The 18,164-nt window shown below is 74.6% G+C and carries 14 protein-coding genes; 11 read left to right on the top strand and 3 right to left on the bottom strand.

What is annotated here, in order from left to right:
- Positions 1-241 precede the first annotated feature (241 nt).
- The gene (locus SM577_RS14695; protein WP_474587111.1) at positions 242-1,825 is read right to left on the bottom strand and encodes an acyl-CoA mutase large subunit family protein; all 1,584 of its coding nucleotides are present in this window, start codon (positions 1,823-1,825) and stop codon (positions 242-244) included.
- 205 nt (positions 1,826-2,030) lie between these two features.
- Here SM577_RS14695 and SM577_RS14690 point away from each other — a divergent pair, with 205 nt between their 5' ends.
- Positions 2,031-4,094 carry a serine/threonine-protein kinase gene (locus SM577_RS14690; protein WP_474587110.1) on the top strand — a complete coding sequence of 688 codons (2,064 nt, stop codon included), beginning with the start codon at positions 2,031-2,033 and terminating at the stop codon, positions 4,092-4,094.
- A gap of 47 nt (positions 4,095-4,141) precedes the next feature.
- A complete protein-coding gene (locus SM577_RS14685) occupies positions 4,142-5,809 on the top strand; it encodes a phospho-sugar mutase (protein WP_474587109.1) in 1,668 nt (555 codons plus the stop codon).
- A gap of 135 nt (positions 5,810-5,944) precedes the next feature.
- Here SM577_RS14685 and SM577_RS14680 read toward each other — a convergent pair whose 3' ends face one another.
- Both SM577_RS14680 and upp read right to left on the bottom strand, forming a co-directional pair.
- Entirely contained in the window at positions 5,945-6,622 is a 678-nt protein-coding gene (locus SM577_RS14680) for a GOLPH3/VPS74 family protein (protein WP_302918284.1), read from the bottom strand.
- 66 nt (positions 6,623-6,688) lie between these two features.
- Complete coding sequence (gene upp, locus SM577_RS14675; RefSeq protein ID WP_302918285.1) at positions 6,689-7,321, bottom strand: uracil phosphoribosyltransferase; 633 nt, start codon at positions 7,319-7,321, stop codon at positions 6,689-6,691.
- Positions 7,322-7,443: 122 nt separating this feature from the next.
- Here upp and deoC point away from each other — a divergent pair, with 122 nt between their 5' ends.
- The 9 genes from deoC (at position 7,444) to cydC (ending at position 18,117) form a co-directional block, all read left to right on the top strand.
- Entirely contained in the window at positions 7,444-8,403 is a 960-nt protein-coding gene (gene deoC / locus SM577_RS14670; protein ID WP_302918286.1) for a deoxyribose-phosphate aldolase, read from the top strand.
- 5 nt (positions 8,404-8,408) lie between these two features.
- Positions 8,409-9,839, top strand: a complete 1,431-nt coding sequence (locus tag SM577_RS14665; protein WP_474581127.1) for an aldehyde dehydrogenase family protein — start codon at positions 8,409-8,411, stop codon at positions 9,837-9,839.
- Positions 9,832-10,656, top strand: a complete 825-nt coding sequence (locus SM577_RS14660; protein WP_302918288.1) for an aldehyde dehydrogenase family protein — start codon at positions 9,832-9,834, stop codon at positions 10,654-10,656. The genes SM577_RS14665 and SM577_RS14660 overlap by 8 nt, the downstream gene beginning before the upstream one ends.
- A 213-nt stretch (positions 10,657-10,869) precedes the next feature.
- Positions 10,870-11,331, top strand: coding sequence for a BlaI/MecI/CopY family transcriptional regulator (locus SM577_RS14655; RefSeq protein ID WP_474587108.1), 462 nt, complete (start codon positions 10,870-10,872; stop codon positions 11,329-11,331).
- Positions 11,332-11,341: 10 nt separating this feature from the next.
- Entirely contained in the window at positions 11,342-12,244 is a 903-nt protein-coding gene (locus SM577_RS14650; protein WP_474587107.1) for a M56 family metallopeptidase, read from the top strand.
- 138 nt (positions 12,245-12,382) lie between these two features.
- Positions 12,383-13,633, top strand: coding sequence for a cytochrome ubiquinol oxidase subunit I (locus SM577_RS14645; protein ID WP_474581129.1), 1,251 nt, complete (start codon positions 12,383-12,385; stop codon positions 13,631-13,633).
- A 10-nt stretch (positions 13,634-13,643) separates the two neighbouring features.
- The gene (locus tag SM577_RS14640; RefSeq protein ID WP_474587106.1) at positions 13,644-14,651 is read left to right on the top strand and encodes a cytochrome d ubiquinol oxidase subunit II; all 1,008 of its coding nucleotides are present in this window, start codon (positions 13,644-13,646) and stop codon (positions 14,649-14,651) included.
- Positions 14,648-16,321 (top strand): thiol reductant ABC exporter subunit CydD, encoded by a 1,674-nt coding sequence (gene cydD, locus SM577_RS14635; RefSeq protein WP_474587105.1) that lies wholly within the window; start codon positions 14,648-14,650, stop codon positions 16,319-16,321. Before SM577_RS14640 ends, cydD begins: the two co-directional genes overlap by 4 nt.
- Positions 16,318-18,117 (top strand): thiol reductant ABC exporter subunit CydC, encoded by a 1,800-nt coding sequence (gene cydC, locus SM577_RS14630; protein ID WP_474587104.1) that lies wholly within the window; start codon positions 16,318-16,320, stop codon positions 18,115-18,117. The genes cydD and cydC overlap by 4 nt, the downstream gene beginning before the upstream one ends.
- Positions 18,118-18,164: the final 47 nt, after the last annotated feature.

The following is an 18,164-nucleotide window of genomic DNA, read 5'->3' as shown; positions in this document are numbered from 1 at the left end:
TGTGCGTTCCCGATCACCCGGCCGGGTTACCCGTAAACCTCCCCGGCACACGCCGCGGCCGGTGGGCCGCGCCGCCCCGGGGGACGCGGGGATCCCGGCGGCGTCGCCGGGCCCGCTCCACGCCTGCGCCGCCGATCGGCGGCGGGGTACCTGCACAAACTGTAGCGCCGCGCGGACCGGCACCGAGGTCCACCGGCGAGGGACCCGGCCGGGACACGCCGGCGGCCACCGGCGGTCGGGTTCAGAACCGGTCGGAGGGGCGGTACAGCCCCCAGACCTCCCGCAGCGTCCCGCAGACCTCGCCGACGGTGGCGCGCGCCCGCAGCGCCTCCTTCATCGGGTAGAGCACGTTCTCGGTGCCGGAGGCGGCGGCCCGCAGGTCGGCGAGCGCCCGCTCCACGGCTGCCCCGTCCCGCGAGCGGCGCAGCTCGGCGAGCCGCTCGGCCTGCGCCTTCTCGATCGCCGGGTCCACCCGCAGCGGCTCGTACGGCTCCTCCTCGTCGATCGCGAACCGGTTGAGCCCGACCACCACCCGCTCGCCCGAGTCGATCTCCTGGGCGATCCGGTACGCGGACTGCTCGATCTCCCGCTTCTGGAAGCCGGCCTCGATGGCGTCCACCGCCGAACCGTGGTCGAAGACCCGGTCCATCAGCTCGTTCGCCGCCGCCTCCAGCTCGGCGGTCATCGCCTCCACCACGTACGAACCGGCGAACGGGTCGACGGTGGCGGTCAGGTCCGTCTCGTACGCCAGCACCTGCTGGGTCCGCAGCGCCAGCCGGGCGGCCTTCTCGGTGGGCAGCGCGATCGCCTCGTCGAAGCTGTTGGTGTGCAGCGACTGGGTGCCGCCGAGCACCGCGGCCAGCCCCTGCACCGCCACCCGGACCAGGTTCACCTCGGGCTGCTGGGCGGTGAGCTGCACGCCGGCGGTCTGGGTGTGGAAGCGCAGCATCATCGACTTCGGGTCCTTGGCGCCGAAGTCGCCGCGCATCAGCCGGGCCCAGATCCGCCGGGCGGCCCGGAACTTGGCCACCTCCTCCAGCAGCGTGGTGCGGGCCACGAAGAAGAACGACAGCCGGGGCGCGAAGTCGTCCACCGCCAGCCCGGCGGCCAGCGCGGCCCGGACGTACTCGACGCCGTTGGCCAGGGTGAACGCGATCTCCTGCGCGGGCGTCGCGCCGGCCTCGGCCATGTGGTAGCCGGAGATGGAGATGGTGTTCCACTTCGGCACCTCCTTACGGCAGTAGCCGAACGTGTCGGCGACCAGCCGCAGCGAGGGCTTCGGCGGGAAGATGTACGTCCCGCGGGCGATGTACTCCTTGAGGATGTCGTTCTGGATGGTGCCGTTGAGCGCCGAGCCGGGCACCCCGTTCTCCTCGGCGACCAGCTGGTAGAGCAGCAGCAGCACCGAGCCGGGCGCGTTGATGGTCATCGAGGTGGAGACCTTGTCCAGCGGGATGCCGTCGAAGAGCAGCCGCATGTCCTCGATGGAGTCGATGGCCACCCCGACCTTGCCCACCTCGCCGTGCGCGATCGGGTCGTCGGAGTCGTAGCCCATCTGGGTCGGCAGGTCGAAGGCGACCGAGAGGCCCATCGTGCCGGCGCGCAACAACTGGTGGTAGCGCGCGTTGGACTCGGTGGCGGTGCCGAAGCCGGCGTACTGGCGCATGGTCCACGGGCGGGAGGTGTACATCGTGGGATAGACGCCACGGGTGTACGGGTACTCGCCGGGGCCGCCCAGCCGGGAGTCGAGGTCCCCGGGGAGGTCGGCCGCCGTGTAGACGCCCTTGATCGGGAAACCGGACTCGCTTGACCGCCGTTCGCTCATTACCGGATGGTAGGACGCGGGGCGGTCCCGGTGGGTGAGGGATACCGCACACCGGGTCGGCACGCATCGACGAAAGGTGAACGTCCGGGCACGTACTGTCGAGTTAGGTAAACGTCCGTCGCGTCGGCTTTCGCATCGGGCGTCGGAACCAGCAAGATAGGGGGGTTGTGTCCCAGCCCCCTCGATTTCCCCCGGTGGCTTTTCTGTGACTCAGATCCCGACGTGGAGCGGCGGACCAGTCAGTCCCCCGACCGGACGCGCGGCACCCGGCACCACCATCGGTGGGCGCTACTCGCTGCGGTCGGCGGTGGGCAACGGCGGCATGGGCACGGTCTGGCGTGCCACAGACACACTCCTGCGCCGGGACGTGGCGGTGAAGGAGGTCGTGCTCCCGCCGGGGCTGGCGCCCAGCGACCGCGACGCCATGTACGAGCGCACCCTGCGCGAGGCCCGGGCCGCCGCGGCCATCCAGCACCCCGCCGTGGTGCAGGTCTACGACGTGGTCACCGAGGGCGGCCGGCCGTGGATCGTGATGGAGCTGCTGGACGCGCGCAGCCTCGCCGACATGGTGATCGAGGACGGGCCGGTCGCGCCCCGGGTGGTCGCCAAGATCGGTATCGCGCTGCTCGGCGCGCTCGAGGTGGCCCACGCGATCGGCGTGCTGCACCGTGACGTGAAGCCGGCCAACGTGCTGATCTGCTCCGACGGGCGGTGCGTGCTGACCGACTTCGGGGTGGCCCGGATGCCCACCGACGTACAGCTCACCACACCCGGGATGGTGCTCGGCTCGCCGCACTTCATCTCCCCCGAGCGCGCCATGGGCCAGGAGTTCGGCCCGCCGAGCGACCTCTTCTCGCTGGGCGTGACGCTCTACACGGCGGTGGAGGGGCGGCCCCCGTTCGACAAGGGCGACCCGATCGAGACCATGCACGCGGTGGTCGAGGACCCGCCCGCCACCCCGCAGCGCAGCGGGCCGCTGACCCGGGTGCTGATGGGCCTGCTGGAGAAGGACCCGAGCCGCCGGCTGGACGTGCACACCGCCCGGGCCATGCTGCGCGAGCTGCTCGCCGGCCCGCTGACCAGCACCGCGGCCGCGGTGAACTCGGTGACCGACCCGTACTCGGTGGTGCCGGTCCAGCGGCCGGTGCCGACCCCGCCGCCGGCCCAGCCGGAACCGAAGCCCACCGGGCAGATCGGCGGCCGGGCGATGCTCGCGCCCGGCGAGTCGCTGACCGACCGGCTGGCCGCGCTGCGCCGGGGCGAGCGCCCCGGCCAGGCCGCCACGCCGAGCGCCGCCGCGTTGGACGAGACCAGCGCCGACGCGCTGGCCGGTCCGCTGCACACGCCGACCGGCGCGATGTCGCCGCCGGCCGCGCCGCGTACCGGGCGCACCTACGGCGGCGCCGACACCACCCAGCGGGTGGGCGGCCCGGAGCAGCCCGACGCGACCCAGCGGGTCGTCTGGGGCGCCCGACCGGACGCCACCCAGGCGGTTCCCTACGCCGCCGCGCCGGACGCCACCCAGCGGGTGGGCGGCACCTACGGCGGCGGCCAGTGGTCGGTGCCGGGCACCGGCCAGCCGTGGACCACGCCGGCCGCCGCGCCCGCCGCCGCCGGCAGCCCGGTCGACCGCGCCCGGCGGGTCGGCGGTGAACTCGTCAGCACCGTCAAGGGCTGGCCCCGCAAGGTGCAGCTGGCCGCGGCCGGCGGGTTGGCCGTGGTGCTGCTGATCGGGGCGGTCGTCCTGTTCGGCGGCGGCGACGACCCCGCGCCGCCGCCGACCCAGGCCCAGCCCACCACCGCTACCCCGGCCGGGCCCGGCATGGAGATGCAGGAGCACTCCGGCAAGGGCGTCCGGGTGATGGTGCCGAAGGGCTGGGAGAAGGCGACCGGCGGCGTGTACATCGACTACCTGGACCCGGAGGACGACGGCCGCAAGGTCCGGGTGCTGAGCGAGAAGTTCGGCGGCAGCAGCTCGATGCGCTGGGCCGAGGTGGCCGAAGGCGTCCTGAAGGGCTCGAAGAGCTCCTGCGTCAAGCCGTACAACCAGATCGCGATGACCGAGCAGACGCTGGCCGGCAAGCCGGCGGCCGAGCTGGAGTACACCTGCGGCGAGGGCGACACCATGCGGCACGGCGTGTGGCGCGGCGTGGTGCACGACGGCCGGGTCTACTCGTTCTATCTGACCTCCACGGACGCCAAGTTCGAGGAGAGCAAGCCGATCTTCGACGAGATGGTGCGGACCTTCCAGCTCACCGACGCCGGCTGAGGCAGGGGAAGCGGACGGGGTGATCCGCCGGCGTGCTATCAAGAGGCATGCCGGCGGACACCACTGACATCGACGACATTCGCGAGCAAGCCCGGCGCTGGCTCGACGACGACCCGGACCCGGCCAGCCGGGCGGAACTCCAGGCGGTGCTCGACCGGCTGCCGACCAGCGCCCCGGAGCTGGCCGACCGGTTCGCCGGGCCGCTCACGTTCGGCACCGCCGGGCTGCGCGGGCCGCTGCGCGCCGGCCCGAACGGGATGAACCTCGCGGTGGTCACCCAGGCCGCCGCCGGGTTGGTCAACTGGCTCGCCGCCCAGGGCGGCACCGGCCCGCTGGTGATCGGGTACGACGCCCGGCACGGCTCCCGCCAGTTCGCCGAGCGGACCGCGCAGGTGGCCACCGGCGCCGGCCGGCCCGCGCTGCTGCTGCCCCGACCGCTGCCCACCCCGGTGCTGGCGTACGCGGTGCGCCACCTGGGGGCGGTCGCCGGGGTGATGGTCACCGCCAGCCACAATCCGCCGCAGGACAACGGCTACAAGGTCTACCTCGGTGCCGACCTGGGCGGCGAACTGGGCGCCGGGGCGCAGATCGTGCCCCCGGCCGACGCCGGGATCGAGGCGGCGATCCGGGCCGTCGGCCCGCTGGCCGAGGTGCCGCTCGGCCCGCCCGGCCAGGTGCTCGGCGACGACCTGGTGGCGTCCTACGTGGAGCGGGCCGCCGCGGTGATCGCACCGGAGGGGCCGCGGGACCTCGCCGTGGCGTACACCCCGCTGCACGGGGTGGGGGCGGCGGTGCTCACCGCGGCCTTCGCGCGGGCCGGCTTCCCGGTGCCCGGGGTGGTGCCCGAGCAGGCCGAGCCGGACCCGGCGTTCCCGACCGTCTCCTTCCCCAACCCGGAGGAGCCGGGGGCGGTGGACCGGCTGGTCGCGCTCGCCGAGTCGACCGGCGCCGACCTCGCCATCGCCAACGACCCGGACGCGGACCGCTGCGCGGTGGCCGTCCGGGACGCGGCGACCGGGTGGCGGATGCTGCGCGGCGACGAGGTGGGCGTGCTCCTCGCCGACCACCTGATGCGGCGCGGGGTGACCGGCCTCTACGCCACCACCATCGTGTCGTCGTCGCTGCTGCGGGCGATGTGCGCCGCCCGGGACGTGCCCTACGACGAGACGCTGACCGGGTTCAAGTGGATCGTCCGGGCCGGCGGCGGGAGCGCCCCGCTGGTCTTCGGCTACGAGGAGGCGCTGGGCTACTGCGTGGCCCCGGAACACGTACGCGACAAGGACGGGATCACCGCCGCGCTGACCGTGGCCGAACTGGCCGCCGGGCTCAAGGCGGAGGGCCGGACGCTGACCGACCGGCTGGACGAGCTGGCCGCCGAGTTCGGTGTGCACCACACCGACCAGCTCTCGGTGCGGGTGGCGGACCTGCGGGAGATCACCGCCGCGATGACCCGGATCCGGGCCGCCACCCCGACCGAACTGCTCGGCCACCCGGTCACCTCGGCGCAGGACCTGCTCCCCGAGGCCGACGTGGTGATCCTGCGCACCGGGGCCGCCCGGGTGGTGATCCGGCCGTCGGGCACGGAGCCGAAGCTCAAGGCGTACCTCGAGGTGGTCGAACCGGTCGCGGACGGCGACGTGGCCGCGGCCCGGACCCGCGCGACCGACTCCGTCGCCGCCCTCCGCGCCGAGATCGCCGCCGCGCTCGGGCTCTAGCCGAGGTACACCGGCGGCGCGGTCACCGTCGCGGGCGCACCTCGGGGGCCGGGCGACGGCGCGCGACGGGACCGGGTGACGGCACGCGGCACCGGGGTCGGGTGGCCGCGGCGCCGGGCGGGCGCGCCGGGAGGGTCAGCGGCGGGGGCCGAGGGCGGCGTCGACGGCCTGGCCGAGAGCGGCGACGACCAGCCCGACGGACGGGCGGACCACCGAGTCCTCCAGGCTGACCTCGCCGGAGAAGCCGGCGCCGCTGGCGATCTCCGCCAGCCGGCGGCGGGCGTCCGCTGTCGCCTCCGCGCTGATCCCGAGCGCCGGTTCCATCCGGAGCACGGCGACCAGGGTGGCCAGCGCGGCGGTCCGCTCGTCGGGTACGGCCGCCCCGGTGAGCGCCGCGGCGAGCCGGCGCCGGGTGTCCGCCTCCACCGAGGGATCCACCACCGGGTACCGGTGCACGTGGATGAAGCCCAGCTCGGTCTCGTCCACGTCCCGCACCACGCCCTGGCGGCACAGGTCGCCGAGGATGCGGTCGCGCAGGCCGTGACGCAGCCGCTGCACCCAGGACGACGGGGAGTGCGGGGTGTCCGCGACCATCCGCTCGAGGACGGCGTCGGTGACCGGCTCGCCGGTGGGCGTCGGGTCGACCACCGTCAGGGCACCCTCGGAGTACGCGATCCGGCTGGCGAGGGCCAGTTCGATCAGCACGGCCGCGGCCATCCCCAGGTCGAGGCTGATCCGCGGCATGGTCGCCTTGCCGGTCTCGTCGTCGTAGGCGAGGAGGAGCAGCTCTTCGGCGAGCGCAACACCAGTCATGGCCCGTGACGCTAGCCGCTGCGCGCACCCCACGCACGAACTCGGCGTGGGGCGCGCCCGGCGGGTTCAGAAGCGGGGCATGCCGCCGAACTGGCGGTCCCCGGCGTCACCGAGGCCCGGCACGATGAACATCCGGTCGTTGAGACCCTCGTCGATCGAGGCGGTGACCAGCCGCAGCGGCAGGCCGGAGCGCTCCAGCCGTGCGATGCCGACGGGGGCGGCGAGCACGCAGAGCACGGTGATGTCGGTGCAGCCCCGGTCGGCCAGCAGCCGGCAGCAGTGCTCCAGCGAGCCGCCGGTGGCCAGCATCGGGTCGAGCACCAGCACCGGCAGCCCGGCCAGGTCCCGGGGCAGCGACTCCATGTAGGCGCGGGGCTCGTAGGTCTCCTCGTCGCGGGCCAGCCCGACGAAGCCCATCGAGGACTCCGGCAGCAGCCCGAGCGCCGCGTCGGCCATGCCGAGGCCGGCCCGCAGCACCGGCACCAGCAGCGGCGGGTTGGCCAGCCGGGTGCCCTCGGTGCCGGTGACCGGGGTCTGCACCGGGTACCGCTCGACCGGGAAGGACCGGGCCGCCTCGTACACCAGCATGGTGGTGAGTTCGTGCAGCGCCGCCCGGAAGTTGGCGGAATCGGTGCGTGCGTCCCGCATGGCGGTCAGCCGCGACTGGGCGAGCGGGTGGTCAATGACGAGTACGTCCACGGTCGCTCAACCTACCGAACCGGTGGCCCGGGCACTGCCGGTGCGGGCGGACCAGCGACGCCGCTCACCGACCGGCGCCGTGACCAAGATCACTGAGTGGCCGGATGCGTAGACTTCCAGGCATGACGGCGACAGCGACGTCGGCCCGGTCGGATCTCTCCGAGCTGGGACGATCCGAGACCGCTCTGCGGACCTTCCTGCACGGCCTGCCGGGCGTGGACCAGGTCGGCGCGGAGCAGCGGGCGGCACAGCTCGGCACCCGCTCCATCAAGACCACCGCCAAGGCCCAGGCGATCGACCTGGCGATCCGGATGGTCGACCTGACCACCCTCGAGGGCGCGGACACCCCGGGCAAGGTGCGGGCGCTGGCCGCCAAGGCGCTGCGCCCCGACCCGGCCGACCCGTCCTGCCCGCACGTCGGCGCCGTCTGCGTCTACCCGGCGATGGTCCCGCACGTAGCCGAGGTGCTCCGCGGCTCCGGCGTGCACCTGGCCAGCGTGGCGACCGCCTTCCCGTCCGGGCAGGCGCCGCTGGAGGTCAAGCTCGCCGACACCCGGGCCGCCGTCGAGGCGGGCGCCGACGAGATCGACATGGTGATCAACCGGGGCGCGTTCCTGGCCGGCCGCTACAAGGAGGTCTACGACGAGATCGTGGCCACCAAGGAGGCCTGCGGTGACGCCCACCTCAAGGTGATCCTGGAGACCGGCGAGCTGGCCACCTACGACAACGTCCGGCGCGCCTCGTGGCTGGCCATGCTGGCCGGCGGTGACTTCATCAAGACCTCCACCGGCAAGGTCCCGGTGGCGGCCACGCCCCCGGTGACCCTGGTGATGCTGGAGGCGGTGCGCGACTTCCGGGCGGCCACCGGACGCCAGGTCGGCGTGAAGCCGGCCGGCGGCATCCGGACCACCAAGGACGCGATCAAGTACCTGGTGATGGTCAACGAGACCGTCGGCCCGGACTGGCTGGACCCGGACTGGTTCCGCTTCGGCGCCTCCAGCCTCCTCAACGACCTGCTGATGCAGCGCACCAAGCTGACGACCGGCGTCTACGCCGGTCCCGACTACTTCACCCTGGACTGAGCGCCATGTTCGAATACGCCCCCGCCCCCGAGTCCCGCTCGGTGGTGGACATCAAGCCCTCGTACGGGCTCTTCATCGACGGCGCGTTCGTCGACCCCACCGACGGCGGCTCCTTCAAGTCGATCAACCCGGCGTCGGAGGAGGTGCTGGCCGAGGTCGCCGAGGGCGGCGCCGGCGACGTCGACCGCGCGGTCCGCGCCGCCCGGGCGGCGTACGAGAAGGTCTGGGGTCCGATGCCGGGCCGGGACCGGGCCAAGTACCTGTTCCGGATCGCCCGGATCATCCAGGAGCGCTCCCGCGAGCTGGCGGTGCTGGAGTCGCTGGACAACGGCAAGCCGATCAAGGAGTCCCGGGACGTCGACCTCCCCCTGGTCGCCGCCCACTTCTTCTACTACGCCGGTTGGGCCGACAAGCTGGAGCACGCCGGCTTCGGCCCCAACCCCCGGCCGCTCGGGGTGGCCGCGCAGGTCATCCCGTGGAACTTCCCGCTGCTGATGCTGGCCTGGAAGATCGCCCCGGCGCTGGCGGCCGGCAACACGGTGGTGCTGAAGCCGGCCGAGACCACCCCGCTGACCGCGCTGCTCTTCGCCGAGATCTGCCAGCAGGCCGACCTGCCGGCCGGCGTGGTCAACATCGTCACCGGCGCCGGCGAGACCGGCCGGGCCCTGGTCGAGCACCCGGGCGTGGACAAGGTCGCCTTCACCGGCTCGACCGAGGTGGGCCGGGCGATCGCCCGCGCGGTGGCCGGCACCCGCAAGAAGCTCACCCTGGAGCTGGGCGGCAAGGCCGCCAACATCGTCTTCGACGACGCGCCCATCGACCAGGCGGTCGAGGGCATCGTCAACGGCATCTTCTTCAACCAGGGCCACGTCTGCTGCGCCGGTTCCCGGCTGCTGATCCAGGAGTCGGTCGCCGACCGGGTGCTGGAGTCGCTGAAGCGGCGGATGGCCCAGCTGCGGGTCGGCGACCCGCTGGACAAGAACACCGACATCGGCGCGATCAACTCGGCCGCCCAGCTGGCCCGGATCCGGGAACTCTCCGAGGCCGGGTCCGCCGAGGGCGCCGAGCGCTGGTCGCCGCCGTGCGAGCTGCCCGAGCGGGGCTTCTGGTTCGCGCCGACCATCTTCACCGGGGTCACCCAGGCGCACCGGATCGCCCGCGAGGAGATCTTCGGCCCGGTGCTGTCCGTGCTGACCTTCCGCACCCCGGCGGAGGCGGTCGAGAAGGCCAACAACACGCCGTACGGGCTGTCGGCCGGGATCTGGACCGACAAGGGCTCCCGGATCCTGTGGATGGCCGACCGGCTGCGCGCCGGCGTGGTCTGGGCCAACACGTTCAACAAGTTCGACCCCACCTCGCCGTTCGGCGGCTACAAGGAGTCGGGCTACGGTCGCGAGGGCGGCCGGCACGGGCTGGAGGGCTACCTCAATGTCTGAGCGGGTCGCGGTACGCAAGACGTACAAGCTCTTCATCGGCGGGAAGTTCCCACGCAGCGAGTCGGGGCGGTCGTATCTCGTGCAGGACGCGAATGTCTCCCTGGCCTCCCGCAAGGACGCGCGGGACGCCGTCGTCGCCGCCCGCGCCGCGGTCAAGGGCTGGGCCGGCGCCACGGCGTACAACCGGGGGCAGATCCTCTACCGGGCGGCCGAGATGCTGGAGGGCCGGCGCGAGCAGTTCGTCGCGCTCGGCGTGCCCGGCGACGAGGTGGACGCGGCGGTCGACCGCTGGGTCTGGTACGCCGGCTGGTCGGACAAGCTCCCCCAGGTGTACGGCGGCGCCAACCCGGTCGCCGGGCCGTACTTCAACCTCTCCTCGCCGGAACCGACCGGCGTGGTGGCCGTGGTCGCCCCCGCGGCGCCGGCGCTGCTCGGCCTGGTCAGCGTGATCGCCCCGGCGATCGTCACCGGCAACACCGTCGTGGTGGCCGCCTCGCCGGCGGCGCCCCTGGCGGCGGTGACCCTGGCCGAGGTGCTCGCCACCTCCGACCTGCCCGGCGGCGTGGTGAACATCCTCACCGGCCGGCTGTCGGAGACCGTGCCGACGCTGGCCAGCCACATGGACGTCAACGCGATCGACCTGACCGGGGTGGCCGACGCCGACCTGGCGGCCGACCTGGAGGTCAAGGCGGCGGAGAACCTCAAGCGGGTGCTCCGGCCGGCGCCGGTCGACCACGACTGGTTCGCCGACCCCGGCATCACCCGGATGACCGCCCTCCTGGAGACCAAGACCGTCTGGCACCCCAAGGGGGTGTGAGCCGGTCCGGGCGCACGGTTTCCGGGGAGCCCCGCCGGCTCCGGGCGGTCAGGCTTGATCCCTCCGCGGCGGGGCTCCCCGGAAACCTCGTCGTGAGCACGGTCCGTCCGGGGGTTCCGGCTTGCGGCCGCTGCCCACCGTTGGCGGACCGTCGGCGGGGGGCGGTTCCGTACCGCCCTGGGAGGGATCTACTACCGGGAGTAGGATTGCCCTGTGACTCGGCTTGGTGATCTCGAACGTGCGGTGATGGACGTGCTGTGGGACTCGGTCCCCGCCACGTCGGACGGCGTCACCGTGCGGGAGGTCGCGGACGCACTGCCCGGGCGCGAGCTGGCCTACACCACGGTGATGACAGTGCTGGACCGGCTGGCCGGCAAGGGCATGGTGCAGCGCGAGCGGGAGGGCCGGGCCTGGCGCTACCGGGCCGCGGCCAGCCGCGAGGCGTACATCGCCCAGCTCATGCTCGACGCGCTGGACCTCGGCGGCAGCCGGGACGCCGCGCTGGTGCGCTTCGCCCGCTCGGTGACCGGCACCGAGGCCGAGGTGCTGCGCGCCGCGCTGGCCGCCGACGCCAGCGGCCTGCCGGCCGCCGCGGGTGAGCTGACCGACCGGGTCGAGGCGCCGACCGACCCGGTGGTCCGGCCGCCCGTCGCCGACGAGGCCGTGGACCGGTAGGGCGGCGGCCGTGGCGTACGCTCTGCACTTCGCCGCGTCGATGGCGGCCTGCCTGCTGACCGCGCAGGTGCTGGCCCGCTCCACCTGGACGTGGCGCAGCCCCCGGGTGGCGATCATCTGCTGGCAGGCGGTCGGGCTGGCGCTCGGCCTCTCCGAGATGGGCCTGCCGATCGCGGTGGGGCTGGCGCCGTACAACAGGCCGACCGGCAGCGCGCTGCTCGCCCTGGCTGACGACCTGGTGCACGGCACCCTGCCGCCCGGCCTGGGGGCCGTCCAGCTGAGCCTGGTCGCCCTCGGCTTCGGCATCGGCGGGGTGCTGCTCACCACGACCGTACGCACCCTGCTGCACACCGTGCGGGCCCAGCGCCGGCACCGGGAGCTGCTCGCCCTGGTGGCCCGGAACGACCCGGCGGCGCCCGGCGCGCTGGTGCTCGACCACCCGAGCGCGGCGGCGTACTGCCTGCCGGGGGTGAAGCCGCAGGTGGTGGTGAGCGCCGGGACGCTCAGCCTGCTGGACCGCGCCGAGCTGGCGGCGGTGCTCAGCCACGAGCGGGCGCACGCCCAGGAGCGGCACGACCTGGTGCTGCTGCCGTTCACCGCGCTCTGCCGGGCGCTGCCCTGGTTCGGCTGGGTCCGCGGGATCCACGAGCGGGTCGCCCTGCTGGTCGAGATGCGCGCGGACGACAAGGCCCGGGAGGCGCACCCCGAGGCGCTGGGCCGTGCGCTGCGCCGGTTCGCCGCGGCCGGCGACCGGATCACCCCGGCCGGCGCCCTCGGCCTCGGCGACCGTGACCTGGACGTCCGGGTGCGGCGGCTGCAGGTGCCCGACCGGCCGCCGCGGGTGCTCGGCGCGCTCGCCCTGTCGGTGGCCACCACGCTGGCCGCCCTGCCGATCTCCCTTTTCCTCAGCTGATTCCGGCGCGCCGGATGCGCCCCCCGAACTACTACGCTTTGTCGTACGCTCTCCTACGACGTAGCGTAGTAGTTATAAGTAGGTAATCTACGTGTAGGCTCACTACGACAAGTGAGCCGACAGTACGGAGAGCCGGCCATGGACACCCTCCTCCTCGCCCGACTGCAGTTCGCCACCACCACCTCGATCCACTTCCTGTTCGTGGTGGTCACCCTCGGCCTGGTCACCCTGCTGGTGGGGTTGCAGACCACCGCGGTGCTGACCGGCAAACCGGTCTACTGGCGGCTGACCCGGTTCTGGGGTCAGCTCTACGTGATCAACTACGTGCTGGGCATCGCCACCGGCATCGTGATGGAGTTCCAGTTCGGGCTGAACTGGAGCGGGCTGTCGCGCTACGTGGGCAACGTCTTCGGCGCCCCGCTGGCGATCGAGACGCTGGTGGCGTTCTTCCTCGAGTCGACCTTCCTGGGCATGTGGATCTTCGGCTGGCACCGGCTGCGCAAGGGCGTCCACCTCGCGCTGCTCTGGGGGGTCGCGCTCACCGCGTACGCCTCGGCGTTCTGGATCATGGTGGCCAACTCCTGGCTGCAGAACCCGGTCGGCTACGAAGTGCGCGACGGGATCGCCCACCTCACCGACTTCACCGCCCTGCTCACCAACCCCAGCCTCGGCATGGCCTTCGGGCACGTGGTCTTCGCGGCGCTGCTGGTCGGCGGGATGCTGATGGCCGCGGTCAGTGCCTGGCACCTGATCCGGCGCACCCCGGACTTCGTGCTGTTCCGCACCTCGCTGCGGATCGGCCTGGTCACCGCGGCACTGTCGATCACCATGGTGCAGGGCTTCGGCTTCGCCCAGTTCGGGCCGGTCGGGCAGGTGCAGCCCACCAAGTTCGGCGGCGGCCCGGAGGCGGACGCCCTGGTGGCCGAGTGGACCGCCCGGTTCGGCCAGGGCGACTACACCCCGCCCGTGCTGGCCAGCGTCGGGCTCGGCTTCATGATCCTGATCGGCTTCGCCCTCGGCACCCTCTGGCTGCTGCTCCCCCTGCTCTGGCGGGACTGGGCCATCCGGCTACGCTTCCCGCTCTGGCTGATCCTGCTCGCCCTGCCGCTGCCGTTCGTCGCGGTGATCCTCGGCTGGATCGCCCGCGAGGTCGGCCGGCAGCCCTGGGTGGCGTACGGCCTGCTCCCCACCGACCAGGCCGTCTCCGGCGTCGCCCCCGGCGTGATGCTGGCCTCGCTGATCGGCTTCAGCCTGCTGCTCGGCGCCCTGGCGGTGGCCAACTGGGTGCTGCTGGCCCGGCACGCCGCCCGGGGCGCCGCCGATCCGGCGCTGGGCCGGCCGCCCACCCAGCCGCCCGCCGACACCCGTCCCGTGCCCGCCTTCGCCTGAGGGAGACACCGTGGAACTCGCCTGGTACGCCCTGCTCGGCCTCTTCTTCGCCGCCTACCTGGTGCTCGGCGGCTACGACTACGGCGTCGGCCTGCTGCTCGCCCGGGGCACCGACCCGGCCCGCCGCCGGGCGGCGCTCAACGCCGTCGGCCCGTTCTTCCTCGGCAACGAGGTGTGGCTGGTCGCCGCCGTCGGCATCCTGTTCGGCGCCTTCCCGATGCTGGAGGGGGAACTGCTCTCCGGCTTCTACCCGGCCGTGGTCGGCGCGCTGGTCGGGGTGATCCTGGTGACCGCCGGGGTGCAGCTGCGCAGCCGCCCGGCCGGCGAGCGGTCCCGGGCCGGATGGGACCGAGTGGTGGTGATCGGCAGCCTGCTCGCCGCGCTCGGCTGGGGCGCCCTGCTCGCCGGCCTGCTCCAGGGCGTACCGCTGCGCGCCGGTGGGCACGTCGCCGGGGTCACCCACCTGTTCACGCCGTTCGTGGCCGCCGCCGGGCTCGCCGTGCTGGCGCTGGTCGCGGCGCACGGTGCGACCTTCCTCACCCTGCGGCTGCCGGCCGCCGACGCCGAGGCGACCGGCCGGCTGGCCCGCCGGCTGGTCCCGGTCGCGCTCGCCGCGGTCGGCGCGGCCACCGTCCTCGGCCTGCTCTCCGAGCGGGTCCGCGACACCGTGCAGCAGCCGGTCGCCGGCCTGCTCGCGCCGGTGCTGCTGGCCGGGGCGTTGCTGCTGGCCAGGGCGGCGCTCGCCCGCCGGCGGCCGGGGCTGGCCTTCGCCGCCACCGGCACCGCCCTGGCCGCGCTGGTGGCGCTGGTCGGCGCGGCCCTCTGGCCGTACGCGCTGGTCTCCACGATCGACCCCGGCGCGTCGCTGACCGTTGCCGACGCGGCGGCGAGCGGCCCCACGCTGCGGCTGCTGGGCTGGCTGACGGTGCCGCTCCTGCCGGCCCTACTAGGCTTTCAGCTGATGTGCTGGTGGGTTTTCCGGGGACGGACTGACGGCAGGGCACCGGTGTACTGGTGAACCGCCGTCCCTTCGACCCGCGTCTGCTGCGCCGGGTCCCCGCGGCCCGGCGCGACCTCGCCGTGCTCGCCCTGCTCGGCGTGGTCGCCGCAGGGCTGGTCGTGGCCCAGGCCACCGCGCTGGCGGCGCTGCTGGCGACCGCGTTCGACGGGCGGCTGGACCGGCCGGCGCTGGCCGGCCTGGTCGCCGCGGTCGCCGCGCGGTCGCTGCTGGTCTGGGCGCAGGGCACGGTGTCGGCGCGGGTCGCCGCGACGGTCAAGGCGGCGCTGCGGGTGGAACTGCTCGGCGCGGTCGGTCGGCACGGCCCCGGCTGGGTCGCCGGCCAGCGCGCCGGGCAGTTGGCCACCCTGGCCGGGCGCGGACTGGACGCGCTGGACGCCTACTTCACCGGCTACCTGCCCCAGCTCGTGCTCAGCGTCACCGTGCCGGTGGCGGTGCTGGGCCGGATCTTCCTCGCGGACTGGAGCTCCGCGCTGATCATCGCGGTCACCCTGCCGCTGATCCCGATCTTCGGAGCGCTGCTCGGCTGGCAGGCCCAGGCCGCCACCGAACGCCAGTGGCGGCGGTTGTCGCTGCTCGGCGGGCACTTCCTCGACATGGTCGCCGGGCTGCCCACGCTGCGCGCCTTCGGCCGGGCCCAGGCACAGGTGGACGTGGTCCGCCGGATGGCCGACGGGCACCGGGTGGCGACCATGAAGACGCTGCGCATCGCCTTCCTCTCCGCCCTGGTGCTGGAACTGGTGGCCACCCTCTCGGTGGCGCTGGTCGCGGTGCCGGTGGGCCTGCGGCTGCTCGGCGGCGGGCTGACCCTGCAGACCGCGCTGCTGGTGCTGCTGCTCACCCCCGAGGCGTACCTGCCGCTGCGGGCGGCCGGGGCCCGGTTCCACGCCAGCATGGAGGGGCTCACCGCGCTGGACGAGGCGCTCACCGTCTCGGCCACGCCACCGGCACCGGCCGAGCGGGGCGGTCCCGCCCCGGACGGGCGGGCGGAGATCCGGTTCGAGTCGGTGACCGTCGAGTACGAGCGCACCACCGCGCTGCGGGACGTCACGTTGACCATCCGGCCGGGCGAGCGGATCGCCATCGTCGGGCCCAGCGGCGCCGGCAAGAGCACCCTGCTCGGGCTGCTGCTGGGCTTCGTCACGCCGACCAGCGGCCGGGTCACCGTCGGCGGGGTCGACCTGGCCGGCGCGGATCCGCAGGTGTGGCGCCGGCAACTGGCCTGGGTGCCGCAGCGCGCCCACCTCTTCGCCGCCTCGCTGGCCGACAACATCCGGCTCGGCGCCCCCGACACCCCCGACGCCGCGCTCGCCGCCGCGGTGCGCGACGCCGCGCTGGACGACGTGGTCGCCGGGCTGCCGGACGGGCTGGCCACCGTGCTCGGTGAGCGCGGGCACGGCCTCTCCAGCGGCCAGCGGCAGCGGGTCGCGCTGGCCCGCGCGTTCCTGCGGGACGCCCCGCTGGTGCTGCTCGACGAACCGACCGCCCGGCTGGACAGCGCCTCCGAGGCGGTCGTGCTGGCCGCCACCCGCCGGCTGGTCGCCGGCCGCACGGCGCTGCTGGTGGCGCACCGCCCCGCGTTGCTCTCCGACGCCGACCGGGTGCTGCGGATCGAGGAGGGCCGGGTCACCGAGCTGACCCCGGTGCCGACCGCGGAGGTGATCCGGTGATCGCGGCGACCCGTCCCGAGCGGGCGGTGCTGCGCCTGGCCCGGCCGTACCTGAACCGGCTGCTCGGCGCCGGGCTGCTCGCCGCGGTGACCGAGTTCGCCGGGCTGGCCCTGATGGCCACCGCCACCTGGCTGCTGATGAGCGCGGCCGGGCGGCCGCCGCTGGACCGGCTCACGGTGGCGATCGTCGCGGTCCGGGCCCTGGCCGTCAGCCGCGGCGTGTTCCGCTACACCGAGCGGCTCGCCGGGCACGACGCGGTGCTCCGGCTGGTCACCGACGTCCGGACCCGGGTGTTCGCCGCCCTCGCCGCCCGCCGGGCCCCCGAGCAGCGCACCGGCGACGCGCTGAGCCGGCTGGTCTCCGACGTGGAGGCGGTGCAGGACCTGCTCCTGCGGGTGCTCGTGCCGGCCTCGGCGGCGGCGCTGGTCAGCGTCGTGGCGGTGGGCGCGGCGGCGCTGATCTCCCCGGCCGCCGCCGGCACGCTCGCCGTGGGGCTGCTGGTCGCCGGCGTGGCGCTGCCCGCGCTGGCCACCGCGCTGACCCGGCGGGCCGCCGCCGAGGTGGCACCGCTGCGAGGGGCGCTGGCCGCCGACGCGGTCGACCTCACCCACGGCGCCGCCGACCTGGCCGCGTTCGGCGCCACCGGGTCCGCGCTGGCGGCCGCCGGCCGGCGCACCGCACGGCTGGCCCGGCTGGAACGGCGGCTCGCCGCCACCGGGTTCGCGGTGGACGCGGCCGGCGTGCTGGTCGCTGGGCTGAGCGCCGCCGCCGTGGTGTTCGTCGCGCTGGCCCGGGACGTGGACGGGGTGCTGGTCGGGGTGCTCGCGGTGGGCACGCTCGCCGCCGTGGAGGTGGCGCTGGCGCTGGTCGGCGCCGCCCGGCAGCGGACCCAGCTGAGCGCCGGCCTGACCCGGGTCGCCGCCCTGCTCGACGCCGCCCCGACCGACACCACACCGACCGCCGGCCCGACCGAAGCCACGGCCGCCCGCGCTGCCCCGGGAGGCGACGAGACGCCGGCCGCGGTGAGCACGGCGCCGCATCACGTGCGGTTCAGCGACGTGACGGTGCGCTACCGGGAAGGCGCCGCGCCCGCCCTGGTCGGGTTCGACCTCGACCTGCCGGCCGGGCGCCGGGTGGCCGTGGTCGGGCCGAGCGGGGCTGGCAAGAGCACCATCGCCGCCGTCCTCACCGGGTCGGTACGGCCCGAGGCGGGCCGGGTCACGCTGGACGGGCGGGACCTGTCGGCGTACTCCGCACAGGAGCTGCCGCGGGCGGTCGGCGGCCTGCTCGCCGAGGCGTACGTCTTCCACGCCTCGGTCCGGGACAACCTGCTGCTCGGCAGGGCCGGGGCGAGCGACGACGAGCTGGCCGCGGCCACCGCCGCCGCCGGCCTGCTGGACTGGGTACGCGAGCAGCCGGACGGCTGGGACACGGTGGTCGGCGAGGAGGGCGGGCAGCTCTCCGGCGGCCAACGGCAGCGGCTCGCGCTGGCCCGGGCGCTGCTCGCCGCGCCGGGCGTGCTGGTGCTCGACGAGCCGACCGAGGGGCTCGATCCGGCCGCCGCCGACGCGGTGCTCGCCTCGACGCTGGCCGCCACCCCGCCCGGGCACTCGGTGCTGCTGATCAGCCACCGGCTCAGCGGGCTGGCCGGGCTGGACGAGATAGTGGTGCTCGACGCCGGGCGGGTGGTGCAGCGCGGCCGGCACGCCGACCTGGTCGCGACTCCGGGCTGGTACCGGGACCAGTGGCGGCTCCAGGAGGCGGCCGAACGCGGGTACTTCGCGCTGACCCCCTGACCTGGCCTCCGGGTCGGCCCAGGGATGTCCCCGACGACGCCCGGCCG

The sequence above is a fragment of the Micromonospora desertarenae genome, from assembly GCF_056150265.1.
Note: the sequence above shows the minus strand (reverse complement) of the source record. Positions and strands in the feature narration are given on the sequence as shown.

Excerpts from the sequence above, each read along its gene's own strand:
- SM577_RS14660 (WP_302918288.1), top strand. The coding sequence starts at position 9,832 with ATGTCTGAGCGGGTCGCGGTACGCAAGACGTACAAGCTCTTCATCGGC.
- SM577_RS14680 (WP_302918284.1), bottom strand. The coding sequence starts at position 6,622 with ATGACTGGTGTTGCGCTCGCCGAAGAGCTGCTCCTCCTCGCCTACGAC.
- SM577_RS14665 (WP_474581127.1), top strand. The coding sequence starts at position 8,409 with ATGTTCGAATACGCCCCCGCCCCCGAGTCCCGCTCGGTGGTGGACATC.
- SM577_RS14645 (WP_474581129.1), top strand. The coding sequence starts at position 12,383 with ATGGACACCCTCCTCCTCGCCCGACTGCAGTTCGCCACCACCACCTCG.
- deoC (WP_302918286.1), top strand. The coding sequence starts at position 7,444 with ATGACGGCGACAGCGACGTCGGCCCGGTCGGATCTCTCCGAGCTGGGA.
- SM577_RS14685 (WP_474587109.1), top strand. The coding sequence starts at position 4,142 with ATGCCGGCGGACACCACTGACATCGACGACATTCGCGAGCAAGCCCGG.
- SM577_RS14695 (WP_474587111.1), bottom strand. The coding sequence starts at position 1,825 with ATGAGCGAACGGCGGTCAAGCGAGTCCGGTTTCCCGATCAAGGGCGTC.